This is a genomic window from Bacillus sp. V26, from assembly GCF_034296245.1.
Classification (GTDB): domain Bacteria; phylum Bacillota; class Bacilli; order Bacillales; family Bacillaceae; genus Bacillus; species Bacillus halotolerans.
In genome coordinates this window covers 216,020-242,988 of the sequence record NZ_JAXKQF010000006.1, presented here as the reverse complement: position 1 = coordinate 242,988, position 26,969 = coordinate 216,020, and the positions used below count along the sequence as shown (strand labels likewise).

Sequence of the window (26,969 nt, the reverse complement as noted above, 5' to 3'; positions counted from 1 at the left end):
CGCCGCTAACATCAGGGAGCAAGCTCCCATCTGTCCGCTCGACTTGCATGTATTAGGCACGCCGCCAGCGTTCGTCCTGAGCCAGGATCAAACTCTCCGATAAAGTAGTTTGACTGACTACGCACATCGCTGTGCGATTTTATAATAAAACTTGAATTAACAGGTACGTTTTGTCTTGTTTAGTTTTCAAAGAACTTTGTACGCCTCTCTCGAAGCGACTACTTAATAGTAACATTTTTAGTTAACTAGGTCAACACTTTTTTAAAAATGTTTTCATCTAGTAATGTCTATGTCTTTTAAAAGACAACAGAAATGATTATACCATAAATCTTCTCACTGTAAAGGGGTTTTGATATAAAAAAAGCGCAGCGGTATAGCTGCGCTTTTTCTTAACTTTCTTCTGTCTCTTCTTGCTCATTTTCTTCATTATCATCGTTTTTCTCAACTAATGCGACTGTGGCCACATGCTCTTGTTCTGCCATTCTGATGAGACGTACACCTTGAGTTACGCGTCCGGTAGTTGAGATATCATTGATATCCATTCTGATCAGTACACCGCTGGCAGTAATAATCATCAGATCCTCTTCACCTTTGGTAGCTTTCACCGCTACTAAATGGCCGTTGTTCTCCGTGATTTTACATGTTTTCAGTCCTTTTCCGCCTCGGCTTTGAGTTCTGTATTCTTCAGCCGGAGTTCGTTTACCGTAACCTTTCTCGGTCACGATAAGGACATCAGATTCTTCCTCTAATATTTCCATGCCGACGACAATATCGTCGTCAGTAAGGGTGATGCCTTTTACGCCTGCCGCTGTTCTTCCCATTTCCCTAACATCTGTTTCAGAGAAACGAATCAGCAGGCCGTTTTTCGTTCCGATGATGATTTGTTTTGTGCCGTCAGTAAGCCGGACACCCATTAATTCATCATCTTCACGCAGGCTCAGCGCAATTAAGCCGTTGTTACGGATATTAGCAAACTGAGACAGTGAAGTGCGTTTTGAAACCCCATGTTTTGTTGTGAAGAAGAGATAGAGATCTTCTTCGAATGCGGTGACTGGAATTATTGCGTTAATCCATTCACCTTTTTCTACCTCCAACAGATTGATAATCGGGATTCCCTTAGCGGTTCTACCGTATTCAGGGATTTCATACCCTTTTGAACGATACACTTTCCCTTTGTTTGAGAAGAAGAGAATCGTGTCATGTGTTGAAGTAGAAATCAGATGTTCAACGAAATCATCTTCGTTTGTCCCCATTCCCTGAACGCCTTTTCCTCCGCGCTTTTGACTGCGGTAAGTCGAAGCAGGCAGACGTTTGATATATCCGTTATGCGTCAGAGTGACAACGATGTTTTCTCTTTCGATGAGATCTTCATCTTCGATTGTTTCAAGGCCGGCAGTAACAATCTCAGTGCGTCTTTCATCGTTGAAACGCTCTTTAATTTCTGTGAGCTCTTCACGGATGATCTCAAGCACTTTTTCTTCATTGGCCAAGATTTCTTTAAGCTCTGCAATTAATTTAATCAGGGATTGGTATTCTTCTTCAATCTTTTCTCGTTCCAATCCTGTTAAACGCTGAAGCCTCATGTCTAGAATAGCTTGGGCTTGTTTTTCGGTCAGCGAGAATTGTTCAATTAACCCTGTTCTCGCAATTTCAGCCGTTTGAGAGTTGCGGATAAGGGAAATAACTGCATCAAGATGATCCAGAGCAATCCTTAACCCTTCCAAGATATGCGCTCTCGCCTCCGCTTTACGCAATTCATAAGCAGTACGGCGTCTGATAACGACTTTTTGGTGATCTAGATAATGCACCAGGCATTGCTTTAAATTTAATACCTTCGGCTCACCGTCAACAAGCGCCAGCATGTTAATCCCGAAGGAAGTTTGCAGGGCCGTTTGTTTGTAAAGATTGTTCAGGATAACATGCGCATTGGCATCTCGTCTGATTTCAATGACAATCCGCATACCGTTCCGGTCAGATTCATCACGCAAATCAGTTATTCCTTCAATTTTCTTATCTCTGACAAGATCAGCAATCTTCTCAATTAGACGCGCTTTATTCACCTGGTAAGGGAGTTCTGTTACTAAAATTCTTTCTTTCCCTGACGAAGTTTCTTCAATTTCTGCTTTTGCCCGAATCGTAATAGAACCTCTTCCGGATTCATATGCCTTGCGAATTCCGCTTCTGCCTAAAATTTGTCCGGCAGTCGGGAAATCCGGTCCAGGAATGAATTCCATCAGCTCTTGGATTGTTATGTCCTTGTTCTCGCTTACGGCAAGCACTCCGTCAATAATTTCTCCAAGCTGGTGCGGCGGTATATTTGTAGCCATTCCGACTGCAATACCGGCTGCTCCATTTACAAGCAGGTTTGGGAATCTTGACGGCATGACAACAGGTTCTCTCTCTGAACCATCATAGTTATCTTGATAATCAATCGTGTCTTTTGTAATGTCTCGCAGAATTTCCATGGCGATCTTAGACATTCTGGCTTCGGTGTACCGCATCGCAGCGGCTGAGTCTCCGTCTACAGAACCAAAGTTTCCGTGACCGTCCACCAGCATATAACGGTAGTTGAAATCCTGCGCCATTCTGACCATAGATTCATATACCGCTGAATCACCGTGAGGATGGTATTTCCCGATAACTTCTCCGACGATACGAGCCGATTTTTTATACGGCTTGTCACTCGTCATGCCTAAATCATTCATCGCGTATAAAATCCGTCTGTGAACCGGTTTTAAACCGTCACGCACATCCGGCAGTGCCCGGGATACGATAACGCTCATCGCATAATCCAAAAAGGACGTGCGCATTTCCTGACTGATATTTATTTCACGAACTTTTGGTGTGTTTTGTTCACTCATTAAAAAACCTCCCTGAAGTATCACATGAAATTATGTGGGAGTAGATTGTCCATTATGATCTTCAATACGATTTCACTATTCTCCATTATATCAATAAACTTATACTTATACACATTAAATTACTAGAATATATAGGTTTTACAAGAATTCCTGCGTCCTGTCCTATTCAGAAAAAAGCCTTATTTCTTATTGGAAATAAGGCTTTGTATTATTAGATATCGAGATTTTTTACGTATCTCGCATTTGCTTCTATGAAATTTCTGCGCGGTTCTACTTTGTCTCCCATCAGCATTTCGAAAGTTTCATCCGCATCCATTGCATCCTCCAGAGTCACCTGCAGAAGCGTTCTTGAGCCCGGGTCCATTGTTGTCTCCCAAAGCTGGGTGGCATTCATTTCACCGAGACCTTTGTAACGCTGCAACCCAGGCTTAGGCGTTTGAGGAAGAGTTTGCAACAATTCCTCAAGCTGCTTGTCATTGTATGCATATTCAACACGTTTACCCTGCTGGACTTTGTAGAGCGGCGGCTGCGCGATGTACACGTAGCCGTTTTCGATAATCTGACGCATATATCTGTAAAAGAACGTCAACAGCAATGTTCTGATGTGCGCGCCGTCAACGTCGGCATCTGTCATAATGACGACTTTGTGATAACGGGCTTTTTCCAAGTTGAAATCTTCCCCGATACCTGTGCCGAGTGCAGTAATCATAGAACGAACTTCATTGTTAGAAAGAATTTTATCAAGCCTTGCTTTTTCAACGTTTAGGATTTTACCTCTTAGCGGCAAAATGGCTTGGAAATGTCTGTCACGTCCCTGTTTTGCAGAACCTCCGGCAGAGTCACCCTCTACGATATATAACTCGGAGATGCTCGGGTCTTTCGAAGAGCAGTCCGCTAATTTACCGGGAAGGTTTGAAATCTCCAAAGCGCTTTTGCGGCGCGTTAATTCACGCGCTTTTTTCGCAGCCATTCTTGCTCTAGCTGCCATTAAACCTTTGTCAACGATTTTTTTGGCCGCATCTGGATTTTCCAGCATAAATGTTTCCAACGCCGCAGAAAATAACGTATCTGTGATCGTCCGCGCCTCTGAGTTGCCCAGTTTTGTTTTCGTTTGGCCTTCGAACTGCGGATCCGGGTGTTTGATCGAGATAATCGCGGTAAGCCCTTCTCTCACATCATCTCCGCTTAAGTTTGGATCATTTTCTTTTATGAGTCCTTTTTTTCTGGCGTAATCATTGATGACACGAGTCAGCCCCGTTTTAAAACCGGCTTCGTGGGTACCGCCTTCGTACGTGTTGATATTGTTTGTAAATGAGTAAATATTGCTTGTGTAGCTGTCATTGTATTGCAGAGCGACTTCAACCGTAATGCCGTCCTTTTCGCCTTCAATATAAATCGGCTCTTCATGGACAACTTCTTTGGAGCGGTTTAAATACTCTACATAGCTTTTAATTCCGCCTTCGTAATGATACTCATTTTTGCGCTCTTGGCCTTCACGTTTATCTTCAATCGTGATGTTTACGCCTTTTGTCAAAAAGGCTAATTCGCGAACACGGTTAGCAAGCAGATCATATTCATACTCAGTTGTTTCCGTGAAGATTTCAGGATCTGGAACAAAGTGTGTAGTCGTTCCTGTATGATCCGTTTCGCCAATAACCTCAAGGTCAGAAACCGGGACACCGCGGTTATAGACTTGACGATGGATTTTTCCGTCACGGTGAACAGTCACATCAAGCTCTGTTGATAATGCGTTAACGACCGAGGCACCTACACCGTGCAAACCTCCGGACACTTTATATCCGCTTCCGTCAAATTTTCCGCCGGCGTGAAGCACAGTCATAATGACTTCAACGGCAGGACGACCCATTTTCTCATGAATACCGACTGGAATCCCGCGGCCATTATCAATTACCGTGATGCTGTTGTCTTTTTCAATTTGGATATTGATATCTGTACAATAACCGGCCAGGGCTTCGTCAATACTATTGTCGACAATTTCCCATACCAGATGGTGAAGACCTTTACTGTTAGTTGAACCGATGTACATCCCCGGTCTTTTACGAACAGCTTCCAATCCTTCTAGTACCTGTATCTGATTTTCATCATAACTATTTTGCTGCTGTTCCATAGCCACGTTATTCACCTACACTTTTCTTAAACAATGTATTCGTTATAAAAAATCACTAAGAATCTATTTCAACCATAAATTGCGCACGTTTTTTTAATGTGCTGGAAGATAAGGGAGAGTAATATATATTCTGAACCGTGACTACGATAGATTTGGGTGTGCCGTTTACGGAAGGCACCAGCTTGTGTTTCTGTTTTTCCAGAAATTCTTCAACAATTGGCGACATGTTGGCTTTAAAATCAAAAATGCCAATAATATCGCGTGTTGAAACCACAAAATCATCACCTAAATGAATATACAATTGCCCACCTCATTTCTTCACTTCACTAACGTACCGTTTTGCACACGGAACATTCCTGCTTGCCGTAAGGTTTCGTGATCAATGCCATCAACGCTTGTTGTTGTGACAAACGTTTGTACACGGCCCTGGATGGTATGAAGCAAGTGCGATTGGCGATAATCATCCAGCTCACTCAGCACATCATCCAATAGTAAAATGGGATATTCTCCGATTTCTTCATGGATCAGGTCAATCTCAGCCAGCTTAAGGGATAATGCCGTCGTCCGCTGCTGTCCTTGAGACCCATACGTCTGCACATCGCGTCCGTTCACATAGAAAAGAACATCATCCCGATGAGGGCCAGACAGCGTGACGCCGCGCTCTATTTCTTTTTCTCTTAATTTAGAAAACGCTTCTTGATAGCTATCTCCTATTTTCGACAAGTCTTCAGGATCTGATACCTCAAGCGCCGTATGGTACTTCAGCGTCAATTCCTCAAGCCCTCTTGAGATGCCCGAATGGATAGGCTGCGCCCATTTTTCGAGCTGTGCCGTGAACTGCAGACGTTTTACGACGACTTTTGCGGCAACTTCAATAAGCTGATCAGTCAGAACATCAAGCATTGTTCTGTCAGTTTGTTTTCTTGTTTGCAGCTGTTTCAAAAAATGATTTCGCTGGGAAAGAATCTTCTGGTAAAGAGAAAGGTCATACAGGTAGACAGGAGAAACTTGGCCGATTTCCATGTCAAGAAATCTCCGTCTCACTTGAGGGCTTCCCTTTACAAGGTTTAAATCTTCCGGCGCAAACATGATGGTGTTGAGGGCGCCGACATACTGGCTGAGCTTTTGCTGTTCGATATGATTGACCTTGCCCTTTTTACCCTTTTTGGAGATGACGAGCTGCATCGGGATCGCTCCGTTTTGCTTCATCACTCTTCCCTCTATTTTAGCATAGTCTTTGTCCCACCGGATAAGTTCTTTGTCATTTGAAGTCCGATGCGATTTTGCCATGGACAAGACATAGATCGCTTCCATGAGGTTTGTTTTCCCCTGAGCATTTTCTCCAATGATCACATTTACTTTATTTTCAAATTGAAGTTCAGCATGTTCATAGTTGCGGTAAGATGTCAGTTCTAAGTTCTGGATATACAATCAGTGTCACCCGCTTTAATTGACGACTTGAAATGAACCAAATCCTTCAATCTCTACCACATCTCCAACATACAGCTTTCTGCCGCGGCGATTGTCCGGCTCATTGTTCACAAGCACTTCATGCTCGCTCAAAAACCACTTTGCCATGCCGCCTGACTGAATCACATCGGCTAATTTCAGAAATTGCCCGAGTGTAATCATCTCTGTATCAATAGAAATCGGATTTGCCATTATATCGACCTCTTTCAAATATCACTAATATCTAATTGTACTAAAAAAAAACGAATTAGGGAAAGGGAAAACTTGACGGAGCAGATTACGAATAGAAAAGCTGCCGAGCAGGTCGGCAGCCGTATATCGGATTAATAGGTTCTGACAGGGAGGATAAGCTGTACGATTGTTTCATCATTCGGCGTGCGAATTAAGAAAGGTCTCATAGCTCCTGTAAAGCTTACACGTATCTCTGCTCCTTCAAGCACCTTTAATGCATCCAGCATATATTTTGGACTAAATGAGATATTTAATTCCTCACCCTCGATTTGATCTGCTAGAACCGCTTCCACCACTTTTCCGATTTCAGGTGAATTAGAAGAAATCTCAATTGATTCAGCAGGTTTTGCAGAAAGCTTCACCACGTTATTGCGTCCTTCTCTGGCTAATAGAGATGCACGATCAATCGCCTGAAGGAATTCTTTTGTGTTCACAATGATTTCTGTCTTGCTCTCTTGCGGGATAAGGCTGGTTGTATCCGGATAATTTCCATCCAGCAGGCGTGAGAAGAACAAGACGTTTTTTGCTTTAAACAGAACCTGGGTTTCTGTAATGACGATATCTACAAGTTCTTGGTTGTCATCCAAAATCTTGCTGAGTTCAGTTAAGCTCTTGCCCGGAATCACGACGTTATAGGATCTGTCTTCTGAAATATCAAGTTTTGCTTTTCTTAAGGCTAAACGGTGGCTATCCGTTGCAGTGCATAATAATTCACTTTTCTCCACTTTCCAGTTTACACCTGTCAAGATAGGGCGTGTTTCTGAGGTGGACACTGCAAACACTGTTTGTCTAATTAGATTTTTTAATAAATCCGTAGGAATTTGAATCGCATGATGCTCTTCAATCTGCGGCAAGTGCGGATACTCATCAGCATCAAGCCCATTTAGGTTAAATTCAGCTTTTCCAGAGCGGATAATCGTCAGATATTGATTTTGCACTTCGATTTCTACAGTTGCCATCGGGAGTTTTTTTACAATCTCACTAAAGAAGCGGGCTTGTAATACAATGCTGCCTGGCTGTCCAATCGTAACGATTTCTTTATCTCCTTCTTCTTTTGGAATAAAAGACTCGATGGAAATATCTGAATCGCTTCCAGTAAAAGATACCCCTTCATCTGAGGCAACGATCTTAATACCGGTCAAAATCGGAATTGTAGTTCTGGATGAAACTGCTTTTAATACATCTTGGACACTTTCAACAAGACGATCTTTTTGAATCGTAAATTTCATTTTTATCCTCCTAACGGATAATGTATTAATATATATTTTTTTAAAAAAAGTAGTAGAAGTAATAGTAGGGCTTGTGGATTTGTGGATAAGTTGTGAAAAAGACAGGAAACACAGCCTATCCACATGTGGACAGACTGTGCATGACTTCAGAAAAGTTATTCACACTTCTCCCGATTTATCCCCGGCCCTATTATTTAAGCTGTTCCTTTATTTCTTTTACATGCTGCTGAAGCTGTTCATCATCTGCCAGCAGTTTTGAAATTTTTTCATGCGCATGAATAACGGTTGTATGGTCACGTCCTCCGAATTCCTCTCCGATTTTAGGGAGAGAGGAGTCAGTCATTTCTCTCGATAAGTACATAGCGATTTGACGCGGGAATGCTACCGATTTTGTCCGTTTTTTTGCTTTGAAATCCTCAAGCTTAATATTGAATTGCTGGCCTACTACTCTCTGAATTTCTTTTATTGTAATCACTTTCGGTTTTGAGGAAGGAATAATATCTTTTAATGCCTCAGCGGCCAGATCGGCATTAATATCTTTATTAATTAAAGATGAATAAGCAACGACCCTGATTAACGCCCCTTCCAGCTCCCGAATGTTGCTGTCGATTTGATTTGCGATATAAAGCATAACCTCGTTCGGAATATCCAAGCCTTCCGCTTTAGCTTTTTTTCTTAAAATCGCAATTCTCGTTTCTAAATCAGGAGGCGTGATATCTGTAATCAGACCCCATTCAAAGCGTGAACGCAATCTGTCTTCAAGTGTCGGAATTTCTTTAGGCGGTCTATCACTTGAAATGACGATTTGTTTGCTTTCTTCGTGCAGCGTGTTAAAAGTATGGAAAAATTCTTCTTGCGTTTGTTCTTTCCCGGCTAAAAATTGAATATCATCTATCAAAAGTACATCAACATTTCGGTAGCGATTGCGGAAATCAACTGCTTTATTATCCCGAATAGAGTTGATGAACTCGTTAGTAAATTTCTCAGAAGACAGATAAACCACTTTGGCAGAAGGATTATGATCTATTACATAATGGCCGATCGCGTGCATTAAGTGTGTTTTCCCTAAGCCAACGCCCCCGTAGATAAATAAAGGGTTGTATGCTTTTGCAGGTGCTTCCGCTACTGCCAGGGAAGCTGCGTGAGCGAATCGGTTTCCAGATCCGATGACAAAAGTATCAAATGTATATTTTGGGTTGAGCATATTTTGAGGAAAATCAGACGTATCTTCTTTTACCGCTTTTTTGACTTGCGGTTTTGGCATAAAGTCTTCGACATCTTGATTTTGAGGAATGACAAACTTAATGCTCAATTCTTCCCCGGTTAATTCATATATAGTATCTGCAATGAGATGCAAGTATCTGGACTCCAGCCAGTCTCTGGCAAATTCATTAGGAGCGGTAATTGTCAATGTATCTCCTTGCAGTGAGTGGGCTTTCGTTGATTTCATCCAAGTCTCGAAACTCGGTTTGCTCAATTTTTTTTCGATTTGAGCAAGGGCTTGGTTCCACAGGTCTAATATATTTTCCATCTTCCGGCACGTCCCTCCTTTTCTAAGAAAATAACGTCTTTTTCTGTTATAGAACACAAAAAAAGAGCAAATGGCGGTAACCATTCGTACACATTAAATGTTGAAAACATATAATATAGTAGATAAATAGCTTTTCGACAAATTTCACAACTTGTGGACAACTTTCTACACATGCTGTGTGAAATCAATCCACAAGTTATCCACAGTTTGTGGATAATGAGTGAAAGCAAGATTAGTAATCAAGAGTTAAAACACAAATATAATACCAAATTAAACGAGAGCTTGCAATGGTTGTCACAATCTTATCCACAAAGCGGACAACCTGTTGAAAAAAATTGTCCACAGGGGTTGGCGGTGTGAAAATGTTGTCGATAACCTTTGTGGATATTGAAAAAAGGGAAAAAAGATATCCACATCGCGTATTTTCAGCTCAGAATGTTATTTGAATCAGGACTTTTTTTTCGTTAATTTCAGGAATCTGAAAAATAAGGTTTCGAAAGTTGAGAAGGTATGGTATCCTATTATGGTTGCAAGAAATAAAAGCACTAGTGAAGTTGACAATGAATAGGTAACGCAAATATAATAAGTAAGACTGTCTTTAACAGCTATTCCTCGAGGGAGGTGTCATAAATGAAAAGAACATTCCAACCGAATAACCGTAAACGCAGTAAAGTTCATGGCTTCAGAAGCCGTATGAGTTCAAAAAACGGTCGTCTAGTTTTAGCACGCCGTCGCCGCAAAGGCAGAAAAGTATTATCAGCTTAGGCCACTGAATAATGTCAGTGGTCTTTTTTCACTTTAAGGGAAAAGATATATGTGATGTGTATGAGCAGGGGGATCTCCCTGTCTCTGCGCATCTCATTTTCAAATAAAATTAAAAGTTTCTGCCAGCCAGTATCGGAGTGAGTCAATTTGAAGAAGCGAAATCGTTTAAAGAAAAATGAAGATTTTCAAAAAGTGTTCAAGCATGGTACATCAGTAGCGAATCGCCAGTTTGTCTTATATACGCTTGATCAGCCTGAAAACGATGAGCTGCGCGTTGGTCTTTCCGTCAGCAAAAAAATTGGCAATGCAGTAATGCGAAATCGGATAAAACGTTTGATCCGGCAAGCTTTTCTAGAAGAGAGAGACAGACTGAAGCAAAAGGATTACATTATTATTGCCAGAAAACCAGCAAGTCAGCTGACATTTGAGGAAACGAAAAAAAGTCTGCAGCATTTATTCAGGAAGGCCTCATTATATAAGAAAACTTCGTCAAAAAAGTAGATGCCACTGCTTTCTTAAAACTTTTAAAAGCGCTTCCTTTCTGGTTGATCAGAAAAAGACACCATTTAAAACTGAAAGATGCTAAAATACATACAAGTATGTTTTGTAATAAGAGAGTGTAAAGAATGATTATAGGAGGAAATGTTGTTGAAAAGGAGAATATGGTTGCTATTAAGTATGGTCGGCGTATTCATGCTATTGGCTGGATGCTCGAGTGTCAAAGAGCCGATCACTGCAGATAGTCCGCATTTTTGGGACAAGTACGTAGTATTTCCATTGTCTGAGCTCATTACGTATGTTGCGAAATTGACGGGAGACAACTATGGACTGTCAATTATTATTGTTACAATTTTAATCCGTTTATTAATTTTGCCGCTGATGATCAAGCAGCTGAGAAGCTCGAAAGCGATGCAGGCTTTACAGCCGGAAATGCAAAAGCTTAAAGAAAAATACAGCTCAAAGGATCAAAAAACGCAGCAAAAACTTCAGCAGGAAACAATGGCTTTATTTCAAAAGCATGGCGTCAACCCATTGGCAGGGTGTTTCCCGATTTTAATTCAAATGCCGATTTTAATCGGATTCTACCATGCGATCATGAGAACACAGGCGATTTCAGAGCACAGTTTCTTATGGTTTGACTTAGGAGAAAAAGATCCTTTCTATATTCTTCCGATTGTTGCCGGTGTTGCTACTTTCGTACAGCAAAAATTAATGATGGCGGGCAATGCGCAGCAAAATCCGCAAATGGCAATGATGCTTTGGATTATGCCGATTATGATCATTGTGTTTGCGATCAACTTCCCGGCGGCGCTTTCTCTTTATTGGGTAGTCGGTAACTTGTTTATGATTGCGCAAACTTTCCTCATTAAAGGGCCTGATATTAAAAAAGATCCTCAGCCACAAAAAGCCGGAGGAAAGAAAAAGTGAGGAATGTGACTGCTGCAGGGCGAAATGTCGATGAAGCAGTACAGTCCGGATTACGAGAACTGCAATTAACGAAGGATGAAGTTGAAATTACCGTTATTGAAGAGGGAAACAAAGGTTTTCTTGGTATATTCGGCAAAAAGCCGGCAATCGTGAAGCTGGCTGAAAAATTTGATCCAATTCAGGAAACAAAGATGTATCTTGAAAGAATTGCCGAATCCATTGCCGGAAAGTCTGATGTGACTGTAAAAGAAAGCAAAAAGGCAGTGAGTTTCCATATAACGGGTGAAAAAACGGCATTGTTAATTGGAAAAAGAGGACAAACCTTAAATGCACTTCAAACTTTGACCCAGCTTGTCCTTAATCGTTATTCAGATCAGTATTTAAATGTGACGGTAGATGCAGAAAACTACCGTTTGAAAAGGAAAGAGACGCTGAGTCAGCTGGCTGTGAGACTGGCAGACCAGGTTTTGAAAACGAAAAAAGATGTTCATTTAGAACCGATGCCGTCCAGTGAAAGAAAAATCATTCATGATGCTCTTTCCAGATATGCAAATCAGCAGATCGAAACGTATTCAATGGGTGAAGGCGAAAATCGCCACCTCGTTATTTCCCAGAAAAGATAACATAAAACCGAAGTCCGGTAAAAATCGGAGCTTCGGTTTTTTTGTATAGAAAAATCTATTTTTCCTTGTAATATCAAGCTTTTTCCGTTTAAGTTTTTCCTTTTTAGGTGTATCCTGTTGATAAAAAGGAAGTTCAGGAAATAAAATTAATTGTTATTCACATGTGGATAAGTTAAAGTAATAAGGAATGAATTTCTAAGTCTGTGGATAACACATCTTCCACTTCGAACCAAACTATGTTATCTTTTAGTTTTGGCATAATAAAATATTTTTTTATATAGATGAATGAGAGTATAGAAAAGAGAGGTGAACAACATGGATACAATTGCGGCCATTTCTACACCGATGGGAGAGGGTGCGATTGCTATTGTGCGGCTGAGCGGACCGGAAGCAATCCAGATCGCCGACAGAATGTATAAAGGGCCGAAAGGGAAAACGATCAGTTCGGTCGAATCACACACGATTCATTACGGCCATATTGTAGACAAACGTACGGATCGGGTCGTGGAGGAAGTAATGGTATCGGTGTTAAAAGCACCGAGAACTTTTACACGTGAAGATGTTATAGAAATAAACTGCCACGGGGGAATTGTGACAGTAAACCAAGTGCTCCAGCTCGCCTTAAGAGAGGGAGCGAGACTGGCGGAGCCTGGTGAATTCACGAAACGCGCGTTTTTAAATGGGCGAATCGACCTTTCACAGGCGGAAGCGGTGATGGACTTAATCAGAGCGAAAACGGATCGGGCAATGAACGTCGCTATGAATCAAATGGAAGGGCGTCTTTCTGCTTTGGTGCGCCGTTTGCGCGATGATATTTTAGAAACGCTGGCCCATGTTGAGGTAAATATAGATTATCCGGAGTATGATGATGTAGAAGAAATGACACATCAGCTTTTAGTTGAAAAGGCAAGCTCCGTTAAAAAAGAAATTGAGGCGCTGCTTAGAACGTCTGAGCAGGGTAAAATTTTGCGGGAAGGTCTTTCTACTGTCATTATCGGCCGTCCGAATGTCGGAAAGTCTTCTCTTCTTAACAGCCTGGTTCATGAGGCAAAAGCTATTGTTACCGATATTCCGGGTACGACACGGGATGTGATTGAGGAATACGTGAATGTAAGAGGTGTTCCGCTTCGTCTTGTTGATACTGCGGGTATTCGTGAAACAGAGGATATTGTTGAACGAATCGGTGTTGAACGCTCTCGTCAGGTTCTGAAGGAAGCGGACCTGATTTTACTTGTGCTTAATTATAGTGAAGAGCTTTCTGAAGAAGACGTGAAGCTTTTTGAAGCCGTTGAGGGAATGGACGTCATCGTCATTATGAATAAGACTGACCTCGAGGCGAAAATTGACATAGAACGTGTACGCGAGCTGGCCAATGGACGTCCTGTTGTAACGACATCTCTTCTAAAAGAAGAAGGCGTTAATGATTTGGAGGAAGCGATTCAATCGCTGTTTTATACAGGTGCTATTGAAAGCGGAGATTTAACGTATGTCAGCAATACACGCCATATTTCAATTTTACAGGAAGCAAAACGCGCCATTGAAGACGCGCTTAGCGGCATCGAACAGGATGTCCCGATCGACATGGTGCAGATTGATCTTACAAGATGCTGGGAGCTTCTGGGCGAAATTATTGGAGACGCTGTCCACGAAAGCTTAATTGATCAGCTCTTTTCACAGTTCTGTTTAGGAAAATAAATAAAGGAGGAACTAGAATCATGGGGTATGAAGCAGGCCAATACGATGTGATAGTGATTGGCGCCGGGCATGCCGGTGTTGAGGCTGCCCTCGCATCAGCACGTCAAGGCGCCAAAACGCTTGTCTTGACCATCAACTTAGATATGGTTGCGTTTATGCCATGTAATCCGTCTGTCGGCGGCCCTGCAAAAGGGATTGTCGTCCGCGAAATTGACGCGCTTGGCGGAGAAATGGGCAGAAATATTGATAAAACGCATATTCAAATGAGAATGCTGAATACAGGAAAAGGTCCTGCTGTCCGTGCGCTGCGTGCGCAAGCAGATAAATTCCAATATCAGCATGAAATGAAAAATACGCTTGAAAAAGAACCAAACTTAACGCTGCTGCAAGGAATTGTAGAGCGTCTGATCATTGAAGACGGCGAGTGCCGCGGTGTCATTACACAAACCGGTGCGAATTACCGCGCGAAAGCAGTTGTTATGACGACAGGAACATATTTGAGAGGACGTATCATTCTCGGTGATCTTTCTTACTCAAGCGGTCCGAACAACCAGCAGCCTTCTATTAAGCTTTCTGAGCATTTGGAAGAACTGGGCTTCGACCTTGTTCGTTTTAAAACAGGTACTCCGCCTCGCGTCAAAAGCGACACGATTGATTACAGCAAAACGGAAATTCAGCCTGGTGACGAAGTGCCTCGCGCTTTCTCATATGAAACGGTTGAATATATCACAGATCAGCTTCCTTGCTGGCTGACATATACGAGCCCTGAGACACATGAGATTATTGACAGCAACCTGCACCGCTCACCGATGTATTCCGGTATGATCAAAGGTACAGGTCCGAGATACTGCCCGTCAATTGAAGATAAAGTTGTTCGTTTTAATGATAAACCGCGTCATCAAATTTTCCTTGAGCCAGAAGGCAGAAATACGCAGGAAGTTTATGTTCAAGGTTTGTCTACTAGTCTTCCAGAGGACGTGCAGCAAAGAATGCTTGCAACGATTCCGGGTCTGGAAAACGTTCAAATGATGAGAGCCGGCTATGCGATTGAGTACGACGCAATTGTACCGACGCAGCTATGGCCGACGCTTGAAACGAAAAAAATTACAAATCTCTACACTGCCGGCCAAATTAACGGAACATCCGGTTATGAAGAAGCTGCAGGACAAGGGATTATGGCGGGAATCAATGCAGGACGAAAAGCGCTTGGAAAAGAAGAAGTGATTCTAAGCCGTTCTGACGCCTACATTGGTGTTCTCATTGATGACCTTGTGACGAAAGGGACAAATGAGCCATACCGTCTTTTGACATCTCGCGCGGAATACAGATTGCTTCTTCGTCATGACAATGCAGATCTGCGTCTGACAGAAATCGGCCACCGCATTGGATTGATTTCTGATGAGCGATTTGCGGCTTTTGAGAAGAAAAAAGCGGCGATCGAAGCGGAGAAAAAACGTCTGCATTCTGTGATTATCAAGCCGTCTCCAGAAAATCAAGAATATATCCGTTCTCTTGGCGGAAGCGAATTGAAAGATGGGGTACGCGGCACAGACTTGATGAAACGTCCTGAAATGAACTATGAAACTGTTACAAAACTGGCGCCGCCAGAAGTGCCGGTTCCGCAAGACGTGGCAGAACAAGTAGAAATTCAAGTGAAATATGAAGGGTATATTGAAAAATCCCTTCAGCAAGTGGAAAAACTGAAGAAGATGGAAAACAAAAAAATCCCTGATCGAATTGATTATGACGCAATTAAGGGGATTGCAACCGAGGCTCGTCAAAAGCTGAAAAACGTACGGCCTTTGTCTGTTGCCCAAGCTTCCCGTATTTCCGGTGTGAACCCGGCAGACATTTCAATTCTATTGGTATATTTAGAGCAGGGCCGCATTGCGAAGATAGCCGAGTAGAAAGGATGACGGCATGAATATTGAAGAATTCACTTCTGGACTGGCGGAAAAAGGGATCTCCCTTTCTCCTCGTCAGCTGGAGCAATTTGAGCTGTATTACGATATGCTGGTTGAGTGGAATGAAAAAATCAATCTGACTTCGATTACAGAGAAAAAAGAAGTGTATCTGAAGCATTTTTATGATTCCATTACAGCTGCATTTTATGTCGACTTCAATCAGATGAATACGATTTGTGATGTCGGAGCGGGAGCGGGTTTTCCGAGTCTGCCGATTAAAATATGTTTTCCGCACCTTCATGTCACAATCGTAGATTCACTAAACAAACGAATAACGTTTTTAGAAAAGCTGTCTGAAGCTTTACAATTGGAGAATACGACATTTTGCCATGACAGAGCTGAAACATTCGGACAACGGAAGGACGTAAGGGAAAGCTATGATATCGTGACAGCGCGAGCGGTTGCGAGACTCTCTGTTTTAAGTGAGCTTTGCCTGCCTCTGGTTAAGAAAAACGGTTTATTTGTTGCTTTAAAAGCCGCATCTGCTGAAGAAGAATTAAACGCCGGGAAAAAAGCAATCACAACGCTTGGAGGAGAACTTGAGAATACCCATTCCTTTAAGCTGCCTATTGAAGAAAGCGATCGTAATATTATGGTGATACGCAAGATCAAAAATACACCTAAGAAGTATCCAAGAAAACCGGGAACTCCTAATAAATCGCCAATTGAAGGGTAATTTAGACAGCCTGATATGACAATACCATCATATTTTCTTCAAAATTAATGACGGTACAGCAGGAAAAACCATGAGAAAATAGAATTATAAAAATGGCAGTTTTTAAAGGTGGTGTAGGTACATGAAGCATTCATTCTCTCGTTTCTTCGGGCTTGGTGAGAAGGAACAGGAACCGGAGATTGCTGAACATGAGACAAACAAAGAAGAGATTCTGGAAATACCGGTAAATGCTATCGTTCCCAACCGTTTTCAGCCACGCACCATTTTCTCAGATGAAAAAATCAAAGAGTTAGCAATGACCATTCATACACACGGCATTATTCAGCCGATTGTTGTCAGGCATACAGAAGAAGAAGGCCAATACGAACTCATTGCAGGTGAAAGACGCTGGAGAGCGGTGCAATCGCTCGAGTGGGAAAAGATTCCGGCCATTATTAAGGATTTTTCCGACACGGAAACCGCTTCTGTGGCGTTAATTGAAAATTTGCAACGTGAGGAATTGTCTTCGATTGAGGAAGCGCATGCCTACGCAAGGCTCCTTGAGCTTCATGATTTAACACAGGAAGCACTGGCGCAGCGTTTAGGAAAAGGGCAGTCAACGATTGCGAACAAGCTGCGGCTATTAAAGCTGCCTCAGCCGGTTCAAGACGCAATCATGGAGAAGAAAATCACAGAGCGTCATGCCAGAGCGCTGATTCCCCTGAAACAGCCTGAGCTCCAAGTCACACTGCTCACAGAGATAATTGAGAAAAGCTTAAATGTAAAGCAGACAGAAGACCGCGTGGTTAAAATGCTGGAGCAAGGCCAGAGAAAACCAAAGCCTAGACGCAAAGCGTTCAGCAGGGATACTAGAATTGCAATGAACACGATTCGCCAGTCACTGTCAATGGTTGAAGACAGCGGCGTAAAATTGAATACGGAAGAAGAGGAATTTGAAGAATATATTCAATTGACGATTCGCATACCAAAATAAAAGCTCTCCTGCTGTCCAGGAGAGCTTTTTCGCTAAAAGGGAATTAATTACTTTTAGTCACAATTGTTATATTAGAATTCTTTTCTTTGAGCTTGTGGATAAATTCTTCCGTGTTCTGTGGAGAAATGACTGCATGTCCCCAGCCTCCCCGATAATAAATCGTAATCGCACGCCGTGAGCCAATAAGCCGAAAACCTGACCACAGCTTCTTTTGCTGAATCACTTTGTCGATTTTTTCGTAAGGAATTTGATGTTTGATCAATCCGGCTTTAATGATCAAACGGTGCTCCTTCAATACATATTTCAGATCAATGAAACTCCAAATGATGAGCACATTGAAAAGAGTCAGCAGAACAAAAATGATCCAGCCGGATATCCTCATATTTCCCAGCACAAAAGGAACTATGGCATCTGCTTGTATCAGTAATATGAGAAACACAATCATAAGAGTAACGGGTGCATCTCTTTTTGTTTTGTAAACCATATGATCACCGTCCTGTTTGTACTTTCTGCATTGTAACTTCTTCTTTTTTTCTATTAGAAATCCCTTTTTTAAGTCAAAAAAACATATCAGTTTAAGAATTTATAAGAGAAAGCAATAAAGCGCTGATTAAATTTTTCAAATATTCCCTTCTGATAAAAAACAAAATGATGAAAAAAGTGAAACGCTTTAATCTTTTTTTGATAAAATAGAAACATGACAGTACATGTTCATGTGAAAGTAGGTGACATCGTGGGAAAAATCATAGCAATTACGAACCAAAAAGGCGGAGTCGGAAAAACAACGACGTCTGTCAACCTTGGAGCATGCTTAGCTTACATAGGGAAAAGGGTTCTGCTGGTAGATATTGATCCGCAGGGGAATGCAACGAGCGGATTGGGGATTGAAAAAGCCGATGTAGATCAGTGTGTGTACGATATTTTAGTAGATGATGCAGATGTAATAGATATTATTAAAGCGACTTCAGTAGAGAATTTGGATGTGATTCCTGCGACGATACAGCTTGCAGGAGCTGAGATCGAGCTGGTTCCGACAATTTCAAGAGAAGTGAGACTTAAGAGAGCGCTTGAAGCAGTGAAGCAGAATTATGATTATATTATTATTGATTGTCCTCCGTCATTGGGATTGCTGACAATTAACGCGTTGACTGCTTCAGATTCAGTTGTCATTCCTGTACAGTGCGAATACTATGCCTTGGAGGGACTGAGCCAATTATTAAATACAGTACGTCTTGTGCAAAAGCATTTGAATACTGATTTAATGATTGAAGGCGTATTGCTGACGATGCTTGATGCCCGGACAAATCTTGGCATTCAAGTGATTGAAGAGGTGAAAAAATACTTTAGAGATAAAGTATATCAGACTGTTATTCCGCGTAATGTCCGTCTGAGTGAGGCACCGAGTCACGGTAAACCCATCATTTTATACGATCCGCGGTCAAGAGGTGCGGAAGTATATTTAGATTTAGCAAAGGAAGTGGCTGCGAATGGCTAAAGGCCTTGGAAAAGGGATTAATGCGTTGTTTAATCAGGTTGATTTGTCTGAAGAGACAGTTGAGGAAATCAAAGTTACCGATTTACGCCCTAATCCTTATCAGCCAAGAAAACATTTTGACGATGAAGCTCTGGCCGAGCTCAAAGAATCTGTGCTGCAGCATGGCATTCTCCAGCCGCTTATCGTCAGAAAATCTTTAAAAGGCTATGATATTGTTGCGGGTGAACGGCGCTTTCGGGCGGCAAAGCTTGCAGGTTTAGAAACAGTTCCAGCGATTGTCCGTGAATTATCAGAGGCGTTAATGAGAGAAATTGCTTTACTGGAAAACCTTCAGCGTGAGGATTTATCACCGCTGGAAGAGGCTCAGGCTTATGACTCTTTGCTCAAACACTTAGATGTCACGCAAGAGCAGCTTGCAAAACGTCTCGGAAAAAGCAGACCGCATATTGCCAACCACTTAAGATTGCTGACACTGCCTGAGAACATTCAGCAGCTGATTGCGGAAGGCACGCTCTCTATGGGGCATGGCCGCACACTTCTTGGTTTGAAAAATAAAAACAAGCTTGAACCGCTTGTGCAAAAAGTGATTGCAGAACAGCTTAACGTTCGCCAGCTTGAGCAGCTGATTCAGCAATTAAATCAGAATGTTCCACGTGAAACAAAGAAAAAAGAGCCTGTGAAAGATGCGATTATCAAAGAACGGGAATCGTATCTCCAAAATTATTTTGGTACAACAGTAAATATTAAGAGACAAAAGAAAAAAGGCAAAATCGAAATTGAGTTTTTCTCCAACGAGGATCTTGAACGGATCTTAGAGCTTTTATCAGAACGAGAATCGTAATGAAAGAAAACCATCTCTATTGAAGATGGTTTTTTGTTTTATAATCGTCCTGTGAGTCTTTGCAGCGGATTAAGCCGTTCCTGCCTCCACTCTGTTCGATCTGTTAAACTCAGTCCTTCAGCAAGAACATTTGCCATATTCATGACCAAGTGAAGCCTTGTATTTTGTAAAACAAAGTACTCCATGAAACCGCTGACATTTACAATTCCATTCACATGGAGATCTCCTACCTCAGGAAGATCCTTCTGTACACCGGCACCTGGCTTTAGCGGGCCATCTCCGATCTGGAATGAACCTACGCTTTTCACACGCCCTAAGCAAGCATCAACTGCTACAACAAATGGGTTTTTATGTAATTTGTGGATTTCCATCAATTTATCCTTCATGTTTACAGCATGCACAGGATCAGACAGAGTGCCGTAGACGTGGAATCTGGTGAGCTGCATCTGTTTGAGTTTCATTCCTACGAGCGGGCCTAATGAGTCACCAGTTGAACGGTCTGTTCCGATACAAACCACAACAATCGGTCTGCCGGCAGCTTTACGTAAGGATGAAGAAAGAATCGTTTGTATTTGTTTTGCTGCAGCTGTATCTGTATGTGAAACATATTGCTTTACTCGTTCCTGAGAAGAAAAAAGCCCGCCTTTTCGATTCATAGGTTTCACTTCCTTGTTAGATATCGGAATTGCTAGGGATGTGTTTTTTTGGTATGTAAGGTTGTTTACATTATATCCAGCAGTTAGGTTTTTTATGCTTTGTGTCTGTTTACGGATTTTTGGATACAAAGAGGAGAAGATAGAGGTTGTTTACAAGTATTGTGCCGCAGCGCTTCAGGTGAAGCAAGATATGGTCTGCTGTTTTGGTAATGGAGGAATCATTAATATGCGGAACGCCTAATGAAGATTACGATAAGATCGGAATAACTGAATGATTGAACATGATATCTTGGTGAAGCAGCGTATAAAGGAATGGTAAAGAAAGCGGAGGATGGGATTCTATGTTTTGACTGCCTGTTTAGGCGGTCTTTTTTTATGTGTATTTTGTACTGTATTTTCACATTCAACCATTATTTTTTGTTTTCCTATGAAAATAGGCATTTTTGTTATTAGCGCTCTATATAGTAACAATAACGGAAACAAGCTGAACTCTGTACTTATGAGGTGATAATGTTGTGGAGAGCCGGAATGAGGTGGATGCTGCTTATATTAGGCAGCCTGATCGGCGCCGGATATGCAAGCGGCCAGGAGATATGGCAGTTCTTTGGCGCAGAAAGCGGACTGGCTATTGTGCTGTTTACAGTGATGTTCATTTTCTCGTCTTATATAGTGATGAAAATCAGTTTTAAGGTTCAATCCACTCACTTTCTTCCGGTTCTTGAACATTTAATGGGGCCGTGGCTGGCGAAAATTTATGATATTCTCATTGTCTTTTATTTATTTTCTACAACCATGGTGATGATCGCCGGAGGCGGAGTGACGCTGCAAATGTACAAGCTCCCTTTTTGGTGGGGAATTGCGCTGCTTTGCATCGTGACGGTGTGTTTGTTTTTCTGGGATGTGAAAGGGATTTTATCTGTGAATGGCATTTTAATTCCTATTTTAGTTGCCGGGCTGATGTATGCGTTATTTTCATTTCAGAGCACTCATCACCATACGTGGACGATAGATTTGAGCCGGCAGTATAACTGGCCTGCCAGCATTACGTTTACTTCTTTAAATATTCTTTCAGTTGTCGCGATTTTATCGTCTGTCGGGAAAGAAATGAAAGGGCTGGGGGAAGCTAAAATCGCCAGTGTGGCCAGCGGTCTTATTTTTGGCGTGATCTCTTTTGTATATAATGAAACGTTGGTAGAACTGGCTGGTTCCCTTTCTCAATTTGAAATTCCGCTGTTTGCCATTCTGGAGGGTGCCCCTTATCTTCTTTTTTTATGTATGACTGCGGTGCTGTGCCTTGCGATATATACGACGACGGTGGCTGGTTTATTTGGATTATCCAGCCGGCTGATGGCTTTTCTTCATATGCCGAGATGGATGATCGTATTGATTCTGTTAGTGTTGATGGTGCCTTTTACTTCTTTCGGTTTTTCCGATTTAATCGCTTTTTTATATCCTATTTATGGAATGCTGAATCTTTATCTATTAGTTTGTTTGCTGTTATACCCTATTTTAAGTAAATGGAAATAAGAGGATTCCTTTCTTTTTGGGTATGATGATTGCTCTAATGATCAGTTTTTTTGTACAATAGATTCAGCAGTTTATGAAGAGAGGTGAAGGGTCTTGGCGGATAAAGACTTTGGCCTGAATGATGTTGTAGAAATGAAGAAACCGCACCCATGCGGAGCAAACAGATGGAAAATTATACGTATGGGAATGGATATTCGGATTAAATGTGAGGGTTGCTCTCACAGCGTGATGATTCCGAGAAAAGAATTTGAAAGAAAAGTAAAAAAAGTACTGGTCAAGCATGAGGAGCCTACTTCATAAAAAGGCTGACACTCATGCTTTTTCATATAGAAGGTAAGGAGAAGACGGCGATGAGCAAAGTGCATCAGTCAGCATGCCCTCTGAATTGCTGGGACAGCTGCGGTTTTGTGGTGACTGTTGATGACGGAAAGGTAACAAAAGTGGACGGAGATCCAAACCATCCGATTACGGAAGGGAAAATCTGCGGCCGCGGCAGAATGTTAGAAACGAAAACAAATTCGCCTGATCGGCTTCGCTATCCGATGAAAAAACAAAATGGCGAGTTTGTGCGGATTTCTTGGGAGCAGGCTCTTGATGAAATTGCCGATAAACTTCGGGACATTAAGGAGACGTCAGAAACAACAGCAGTTTTGCACAGCCATGATTATGCCAATAACGGTTTGTTAAAAGCGCTAGATCAGCGTTTTTTTAATGCGTATGGCGGTGTGACTGAGATTGTCGGAAGCATTTGCTGGGGCTCGGGTATAGAGGCGCAAAGCTGGGATTTCGGCCGTTCGTATGGGCACGGGCCGCTTGATATTTACAACAGCAAACACGTCGTTGTGTGGGGCAGAAATGTATCAAGGACAAATATGCACCTTTATCACCGTTTGCAGCAGGTAAAGAAAAAGGGCGCAACGCTGACGGTGATTGATCCGATTTTTAATCCGACTGCAAAACTGGCTGACCGTTATATTTCTGTAAAGCCAGGAATGGATGGCTGGCTTGCCGCGGCTGTTTTGAAGGTTCTGATTGAGATGGGAAGAACGGATGAGGATTTTATTTCTCAGCATTCTGTCGGGTTTGATGATGTAAAAGAGCTTTTGAGCACGGTTTCTCTCGAGGAGTTTACTGCGAAAACAGAAACTACGATGGAAGAGATGGAGTTTCTTGCAGGTCTGTATGCGGATGGTCCGGTGTCTACTTTTATGGGGCTTGGTATGCAGCGGTATAAAAATGGCGGCGGGACGATTCGCTGGATTGATGCGCTTGTTGCGGCAAGCGGAAACGTTGGGATTAAAGGCGGCGGCGCAAATTTTGGCAATGTCCAGATTGGTGAAAGCTTTGCAAAAACGAAGCTGACGCTGCCGGAATTAAAAACGAAATCACGTTCTTTTTCAATGATGACACAGGCTGAAGAGGTTTTAACCGCTGATGATCCTGCGATCGAGATGATTATCGTGACATGCGGGAACCCGCTGACTCAGGTGCCAAACACAAATAAAGTTAGACAGGCGTTTGAAAAGGTTCCGGTGACTGTAGCGATTGATTCCATCATGACCGATACGGCAAAGCTGTGCGACTATGTTTTGCCGACTGCCACTGTTTTTGAAGAAGAGGATATTTATTATTCCAGTATGTACCATCATTATGTTCAGTATGGGAAGAAGCTGGTGGAACCGCAGGGTGAAGCGAAGTCAGACAGATGGATATGGTCAGAGCTTGCAAAGCGCCTTGAATTTGGAGAGCTTTTTGAACACAGTACTGAAGAACTTTTGGAGATGGGGCTTTCTTCATTGGAGGCAGACGGTGTAACGCTTGAGCACTTGAAAGAAAAAGGCCATCTGCCGCTTCCGGTTAAACAGGTGCCGTGGGATGACTTTACGTTTCTGACGCCAAGCGGAAAATTTGAGTTTACCTCTTCTTTAGCTGAAGAAAAAGGATTTAGCGGTGCACTTCAATTGGAAGTGCCTGAGGAGTCTATTTACCATAACGAAGAACTTGCCGAAAAATACCCTTACACGCTTTTGTCCATTCATCCGCAGCGCTCTAATCATTCACAGCATGTGCCGTTCATCGAGAAGCTTCAGCACATACAGGTTGATATTTCTTCAGATATAGCGGCTGAGCGGGATCTTCAGGATGGAGACGAGGTTGTCATTTTCAATGATCGGGGCCGTTTGAATGGTAAAGTTAAAGTGATGAAACAGGCTCATCCAAAGACGATAAATGTAGATGAAGGCATGTGGGCGGCTTTTGGCGGCTCCGTCAATACGCTGACAAATGATACAAATTCTGATAATGGAATGGGAAGTACGCTTTTTGACTGTTTAGTGGGCTTGAAAAAAGCATAATGAGAGGGTTCAGCAGGCTGAAAATGCTTTTTTGTCAGCTTGTCTTTTCCAGTGAACCTCCTTATAATTACTCTAGGTTCAAAATACGTTAATGCAATGACGGTTTTATATAGAGGAGATGAAAGAATGGCTTTAACAGCTGGAATTGTCGGTTTGCCGAACGTCGGGAAATCAACATTATTTAACGCAATTACACAGGCCGGTGCCGAATCAGCCAACTACCCGTTCTGTACAATTGATCCGAACGTGGGAATTGTAGAAGTACCGGACGATCGTCTGCGAAAGCTGACTGAGCTGGTCAAACCGAAGAAGACTGTGCCGACTGCTTTTGAATTCACTGATATTGCAGGAATCGTAAAAGGCGCGTCAAAAGGAGAAGGCCTTGGTAACAAATTCCTTTCTCATATTCGCCAAGTTGACGCGATCTGCCACGTTGTCCGTGCTTTTTCTGATGATAATATTACACACGTTTCCGGTAAAGTTGATCCGATTGATGATATCGAAACGATCAATCTTGAGCTGATTCTCGCTGATATGGAAACAGTTGAAAAGCGGATTACACGTGTCAGCAAGCTTGCAAAGCAAAAAGATAAAGAGGCTGTGTTTGAGTTTGACATTTTGTCTAAACTGAAAGAAGCGTTTGAAAATGAAAAGCCTGCTCGTTCTGTTGAGTTTACTGAAGAGCAGCAAAAGCTTGTAAAGCAGCTTCATTTGCTGACTTCAAAGCCTATTTTGTATGTTGCAAACGTAAGTGAAGAGGAAGTGGCTGATCCGTCTGGCAATGAATATGTAGCGAAGATTCGTGAATACGCTGCCGGCGAAAACGCAGAAGTCATCGTCGTTTGTGCGAAGATTGAATCCGAAATCGCTGAGCTTGAAGGCGATGAAAAGCAAATGTTCCTTGAAGAGCTGGGAATTGAAGAGTCGGGTCTTGATCAGTTGATTAAAGCATCTTACTCGCTGCTTGGGCTGGCAACATATTTCACAGCCGGTGAGCAGGAAGTCAGAGCTTGGACATTCAAAAAAGGCATGAAGGCCCCTGAATGCGCTGGAATTATTCATAGTGACTTTGAGCGCGGCTTCATTCGCGCTGAAACGGTTGCTTATGATGATCTTCTTGCGGGCGGCGGCATGGCAGGAGCGAAGGAAGCCGGAAAAGTCCGTCTTGAAGGAAAAGACTACGTGGTAAAAGACGGAGATGTTATTCATTTCCGATTTAATGTATAGGATGCAGTTGTAAAGGGACAAGAGCTTTGGTATAATATAAAATTGTGAGTAATAGAATTATTGCTCCTTGCCCATTACGGGCCGCTTAGTCCAAAAGGAGGTGCAAACAGATGAGAAAGTACGAAGTTATGTACATTATCCGCCCAAACATTGACGATGAGTCTAAAAAAGCAGTAATCGAGCGTTTCAGCAACGTTCTGACTTCTAACGGTGCGGAGATCACTGGAACAAAGGATTGGGGTAAACGTCGTCTTGCTTACGAAATCAACGATTTCCGCGACGGTTTCTACCAAATCGTAAACGTTCAAGCTGATGCTGCGGCAGTTCAAGAATTTGACCGTCTAGCTAAGATCAGTGACGATATCATTCGCCACATTGTTGTTAAAGAAGAAGAATAAGCAATTTTGAAATATATAATGGTAAAAGGTGGTCTTTCTTATGCTTAACCGAGTTGTATTAGTCGGAAGACTGACAAAAGACCCAGAGCTTCGTTATACGCCAAACGGTGCGGCTGTTGCCACGTTTACTCTTGCTGTGAATCGTACATTTACGAACCAGTCTGGAGAACGTGAGGCCGATTTCATTAATTGTGTCACTTGGAGAAGACAAGCCGAAAACGTTGCAAACTTCCTGAAAAAAGGAAGCCTTGCAGGCGTAGATGGCCGTTTACAAACAAGAAACTATGAAAACCAGCAAGGGCAGCGTGTCTTCGTGACCGAGGTCCAAGCTGAAAGTGTTCAATTTCTTGAGCCGAAAAGCGGCGGCGGTTCTGGTTCAGGTGGATACAACGAAGGAAACAGCGGCGGAGGCCAGTACTTTGGCGGAGGCCAAAATGATAATCCATTCGGGGGAAATCAAAACAACCAGAGACGCAATCAGGGGAACAGCTTTAATGATGACCCATTTGCCAACGACGGCAAGCCGATTGACATCTCGGATGATGATCTTCCATTCTAATGAGAATATCGCTAAATTGACAAAGAAAGGAGGGAAATGACAATGGCAGGAGGACGCAGAGGCGGTCGTGCGAAGCGCCGTAAAGTGTGTTATTTCACTTCTAACGGTATCACGCACATCGACTACAAAGATGTAGATCTTCTTAGAAAGTTTGTTTCTGAGCGCGGTAAAATTTTACCACGTCGTGTAACTGGAACAAACGCTAAATACCAACGTAAATTGACTGCAGCGATCAAACGCGCTCGTCAAATGGCTTTACTTCCATACGTAACTGGTGAGTAAGCTGATACGTAAAGAGCAAGGACCTTCGGGTTCTTGCTCTTTTTTATAGGGGGGAT

General features: G+C 42.4%; 26 protein-coding genes and 1 rRNA gene. 17 read left to right on the top strand and 10 right to left on the bottom strand.

All coding sequences use genetic code 11. From position 1 onward, the window contains the following. The 8 genes from UJ203_RS17505 to dnaA all read right to left on the bottom strand — a co-directional run. Positions 1–103, bottom strand: a 16S ribosomal RNA gene (locus UJ203_RS17505); the annotation flags it as partial. Between the two features lie 286 nt (positions 104–389). Next, a complete protein-coding gene (gene gyrA, locus UJ203_RS17500; protein WP_322012812.1) occupies positions 390–2,861 on the bottom strand; it encodes a DNA topoisomerase (ATP-hydrolyzing) subunit A in 2,472 nt (823 codons plus the stop codon). A gap of 211 nt (positions 2,862–3,072) precedes the next feature. Next, entirely contained in the window at positions 3,073–4,989 is a 1,917-nt protein-coding gene (gene gyrB, locus UJ203_RS17495) for a DNA topoisomerase (ATP-hydrolyzing) subunit B (RefSeq protein ID WP_024123584.1), read from the bottom strand. Between the two features lie 55 nt (positions 4,990–5,044). Next, a complete protein-coding gene (remB, locus tag UJ203_RS17490) occupies positions 5,045–5,290 on the bottom strand; it encodes an extracellular matrix regulator RemB (protein ID WP_024123583.1) in 246 nt (81 codons plus the stop codon). Between the two features lie 17 nt (positions 5,291–5,307). Continuing rightward, positions 5,308–6,420, bottom strand: a complete 1,113-nt coding sequence (gene recF / locus UJ203_RS17485) for a DNA replication/repair protein RecF (protein ID WP_024123582.1) — start codon at positions 6,418–6,420, stop codon at positions 5,308–5,310. Between the two features lie 15 nt (positions 6,421–6,435). Continuing rightward, the gene (rlbA, locus tag UJ203_RS17480) at positions 6,436–6,651 is read right to left on the bottom strand and encodes a ribosome maturation protein RlbA (protein ID WP_003219264.1); all 216 of its coding nucleotides are present in this window, start codon (positions 6,649–6,651) and stop codon (positions 6,436–6,438) included. Positions 6,652–6,782: 131 nt separating this feature from the next. After that, entirely contained in the window at positions 6,783–7,919 is a 1,137-nt protein-coding gene (gene dnaN, locus UJ203_RS17475; protein WP_105954685.1) for a DNA polymerase III subunit beta, read from the bottom strand. A gap of 190 nt (positions 7,920–8,109) precedes the next feature. Then, positions 8,110–9,450: a chromosomal replication initiator protein DnaA gene (gene dnaA, locus UJ203_RS17470; protein WP_003242674.1), complete on the bottom strand. Its 1,341-nt coding sequence runs from the start codon at positions 9,448–9,450 to the stop codon at positions 8,110–8,112. A 630-nt stretch (positions 9,451–10,080) separates the two neighbouring features. On the opposite strand from dnaA, the gene rpmH reads away from it, so the two are divergent. From rpmH to noc, 8 genes are all read left to right on the top strand, one after another. Then, complete coding sequence (gene rpmH / locus UJ203_RS17465) at positions 10,081–10,215, top strand: 50S ribosomal protein L34 (RefSeq protein WP_003178075.1); 135 nt, start codon at positions 10,081–10,083, stop codon at positions 10,213–10,215. Positions 10,216–10,362: 147 nt separating this feature from the next. Next, positions 10,363–10,716 carry a ribonuclease P protein component gene (gene rnpA / locus UJ203_RS17460; RefSeq protein WP_024123579.1) on the top strand — a complete coding sequence of 118 codons (354 nt, stop codon included), beginning with the start codon at positions 10,363–10,365 and terminating at the stop codon, positions 10,714–10,716. 141 nt (positions 10,717–10,857) lie between these two features. Beyond that, a complete protein-coding gene (gene spoIIIJ / locus UJ203_RS17455; protein WP_081638392.1) occupies positions 10,858–11,643 on the top strand; it encodes a YidC family membrane integrase SpoIIIJ in 786 nt (261 codons plus the stop codon). After that, a complete protein-coding gene (jag, locus tag UJ203_RS17450; RefSeq protein WP_105991140.1) occupies positions 11,640–12,266 on the top strand; it encodes an RNA-binding cell elongation regulator Jag/EloR in 627 nt (208 codons plus the stop codon). The genes spoIIIJ and jag overlap by 4 nt, the downstream gene beginning before the upstream one ends. 315 nt (positions 12,267–12,581) lie before the next feature. Next, positions 12,582–13,961 carry a tRNA uridine-5-carboxymethylaminomethyl(34) synthesis GTPase MnmE gene (gene mnmE / locus UJ203_RS17445; protein ID WP_024123577.1) on the top strand — a complete coding sequence of 460 codons (1,380 nt, stop codon included), beginning with the start codon at positions 12,582–12,584 and terminating at the stop codon, positions 13,959–13,961. A gap of 20 nt (positions 13,962–13,981) precedes the next feature. Continuing rightward, complete coding sequence (gene mnmG / locus UJ203_RS17440; RefSeq protein WP_101859620.1) at positions 13,982–15,868, top strand: tRNA uridine-5-carboxymethylaminomethyl(34) synthesis enzyme MnmG; 1,887 nt, start codon at positions 13,982–13,984, stop codon at positions 15,866–15,868. 13 nt (positions 15,869–15,881) lie between these two features. Next, positions 15,882–16,601, top strand: coding sequence for a 16S rRNA (guanine(527)-N(7))-methyltransferase RsmG (gene rsmG / locus UJ203_RS17435; RefSeq protein ID WP_024123575.1), 720 nt, complete (start codon positions 15,882–15,884; stop codon positions 16,599–16,601). Positions 16,602–16,722: 121 nt separating this feature from the next. Continuing rightward, on the top strand, positions 16,723–17,574 hold the full coding sequence (gene noc, locus UJ203_RS17430; RefSeq protein ID WP_003219249.1) for a nucleoid occlusion protein: 852 nt from the start codon (positions 16,723–16,725) through the stop codon (positions 17,572–17,574). Positions 17,575–17,617: 43 nt separating this feature from the next. Here noc and UJ203_RS17425 read toward each other — a convergent pair whose 3' ends face one another. After that, positions 17,618–18,058, bottom strand: coding sequence for a PH domain-containing protein (locus UJ203_RS17425; protein WP_322012797.1), 441 nt, complete (start codon positions 18,056–18,058; stop codon positions 17,618–17,620). A gap of 249 nt (positions 18,059–18,307) precedes the next feature. Here UJ203_RS17425 and soj point away from each other — a divergent pair, with 249 nt between their 5' ends. Together soj and spo0J are read left to right on the top strand one after the other, a co-directional pair. Next, a complete protein-coding gene (soj, locus tag UJ203_RS17420; RefSeq protein WP_010332665.1) occupies positions 18,308–19,069 on the top strand; it encodes a sporulation initiation inhibitor protein Soj in 762 nt (253 codons plus the stop codon). After that, positions 19,062–19,910, top strand: a complete 849-nt coding sequence (spo0J, locus tag UJ203_RS17415) for a stage 0 sporulation protein Spo0J (protein WP_044160288.1) — start codon at positions 19,062–19,064, stop codon at positions 19,908–19,910. Before soj ends, spo0J begins: the two co-directional genes overlap by 8 nt. A 38-nt stretch (positions 19,911–19,948) precedes the next feature. Here spo0J and yyaC read toward each other — a convergent pair whose 3' ends face one another. Further along, positions 19,949–20,566 carry a spore protease YyaC gene (gene yyaC / locus UJ203_RS17410; protein WP_322012794.1) on the bottom strand — a complete coding sequence of 206 codons (618 nt, stop codon included), beginning with the start codon at positions 20,564–20,566 and terminating at the stop codon, positions 19,949–19,951. A gap of 510 nt (positions 20,567–21,076) precedes the next feature. On the opposite strand from yyaC, the gene UJ203_RS17405 reads away from it, so the two are divergent. The 7 genes from UJ203_RS17405 (at position 21,077) to rpsR (ending at position 26,913) form a co-directional block, all read left to right on the top strand. Beyond that, complete coding sequence (locus UJ203_RS17405) at positions 21,077–22,093, top strand: hypothetical protein (RefSeq protein ID WP_049809975.1); 1,017 nt, start codon at positions 21,077–21,079, stop codon at positions 22,091–22,093. Positions 22,094–22,186: 93 nt separating this feature from the next. Further along, positions 22,187–22,393 (top strand): DUF951 domain-containing protein, encoded by a 207-nt coding sequence (locus UJ203_RS17400; protein WP_095712546.1) that lies wholly within the window; start codon positions 22,187–22,189, stop codon positions 22,391–22,393. A gap of 50 nt (positions 22,394–22,443) precedes the next feature. Beyond that, complete coding sequence (locus tag UJ203_RS17395; protein ID WP_322012791.1) at positions 22,444–24,447, top strand: molybdopterin-dependent oxidoreductase; 2,004 nt, start codon at positions 22,444–22,446, stop codon at positions 24,445–24,447. Between the two features lie 126 nt (positions 24,448–24,573). After that, positions 24,574–25,674: a redox-regulated ATPase YchF gene (gene ychF, locus UJ203_RS17390; protein WP_024123566.1), complete on the top strand. Its 1,101-nt coding sequence runs from the start codon at positions 24,574–24,576 to the stop codon at positions 25,672–25,674. Between the two features lie 110 nt (positions 25,675–25,784). Then, entirely contained in the window at positions 25,785–26,072 is a 288-nt protein-coding gene (gene rpsF / locus UJ203_RS17385; RefSeq protein ID WP_010332658.1) for a 30S ribosomal protein S6, read from the top strand. A 40-nt stretch (positions 26,073–26,112) separates the two neighbouring features. Continuing rightward, positions 26,113–26,631, top strand: coding sequence for a single-stranded DNA-binding protein SsbA (gene ssbA / locus UJ203_RS17380; RefSeq protein WP_010332657.1), 519 nt, complete (start codon positions 26,113–26,115; stop codon positions 26,629–26,631). A gap of 42 nt (positions 26,632–26,673) precedes the next feature. Then, positions 26,674–26,913, top strand: a complete 240-nt coding sequence (rpsR, locus tag UJ203_RS17375) for a 30S ribosomal protein S18 (protein ID WP_010332656.1) — start codon at positions 26,674–26,676, stop codon at positions 26,911–26,913. Positions 26,914–26,969 lie beyond the last annotated feature (56 nt).

Coding starts and splice junctions, on each gene's coding strand:
- UJ203_RS17425 (WP_322012797.1), bottom strand. CDS start 18,058: ATGGTTTACAAAACAAAAAGAGATGCACCCGTTACTCTTATGATTGTG.
- rpsR (WP_010332656.1), top strand. CDS start 26,674: ATGGCAGGAGGACGCAGAGGCGGTCGTGCGAAGCGCCGTAAAGTGTGT.
- rlbA (WP_003219264.1), bottom strand. CDS start 6,651: ATGGCAAATCCGATTTCTATTGATACAGAGATGATTACACTCGGGCAA.
- UJ203_RS17405 (WP_049809975.1), top strand. CDS start 21,077: ATGTTGTGGAGAGCCGGAATGAGGTGGATGCTGCTTATATTAGGCAGC.
- mnmG (WP_101859620.1), top strand. CDS start 13,982: ATGGGGTATGAAGCAGGCCAATACGATGTGATAGTGATTGGCGCCGGG.
- yyaC (WP_322012794.1), bottom strand. CDS start 20,566: ATGAATCGAAAAGGCGGGCTTTTTTCTTCTCAGGAACGAGTAAAGCAA.
- UJ203_RS17395 (WP_322012791.1), top strand. CDS start 22,444: ATGAGCAAAGTGCATCAGTCAGCATGCCCTCTGAATTGCTGGGACAGC.
- spo0J (WP_044160288.1), top strand. CDS start 19,062: ATGGCTAAAGGCCTTGGAAAAGGGATTAATGCGTTGTTTAATCAGGTT.
- rpsF (WP_010332658.1), top strand. CDS start 25,785: ATGAGAAAGTACGAAGTTATGTACATTATCCGCCCAAACATTGACGAT.
- ychF (WP_024123566.1), top strand. CDS start 24,574: ATGGCTTTAACAGCTGGAATTGTCGGTTTGCCGAACGTCGGGAAATCA.
- rsmG (WP_024123575.1), top strand. CDS start 15,882: ATGAATATTGAAGAATTCACTTCTGGACTGGCGGAAAAAGGGATCTCC.
- gyrB (WP_024123584.1), bottom strand. CDS start 4,989: ATGGAACAGCAGCAAAATAGTTATGATGAAAATCAGATACAGGTACTA.
- mnmE (WP_024123577.1), top strand. CDS start 12,582: ATGGATACAATTGCGGCCATTTCTACACCGATGGGAGAGGGTGCGATT.
- spoIIIJ (WP_081638392.1), top strand. CDS start 10,858: ATGTTGTTGAAAAGGAGAATATGGTTGCTATTAAGTATGGTCGGCGTA.
- gyrA (WP_322012812.1), bottom strand. CDS start 2,861: ATGAGTGAACAAAACACACCAAAAGTTCGTGAAATAAATATCAGTCAG.
- ssbA (WP_010332657.1), top strand. CDS start 26,113: ATGCTTAACCGAGTTGTATTAGTCGGAAGACTGACAAAAGACCCAGAG.
- dnaA (WP_003242674.1), bottom strand. CDS start 9,450: ATGGAAAATATATTAGACCTGTGGAACCAAGCCCTTGCTCAAATCGAA.
- rpmH (WP_003178075.1), top strand. CDS start 10,081: ATGAAAAGAACATTCCAACCGAATAACCGTAAACGCAGTAAAGTTCAT.
- dnaN (WP_105954685.1), bottom strand. CDS start 7,919: ATGAAATTTACGATTCAAAAAGATCGTCTTGTTGAAAGTGTCCAAGAT.
- noc (WP_003219249.1), top strand. CDS start 16,723: ATGAAGCATTCATTCTCTCGTTTCTTCGGGCTTGGTGAGAAGGAACAG.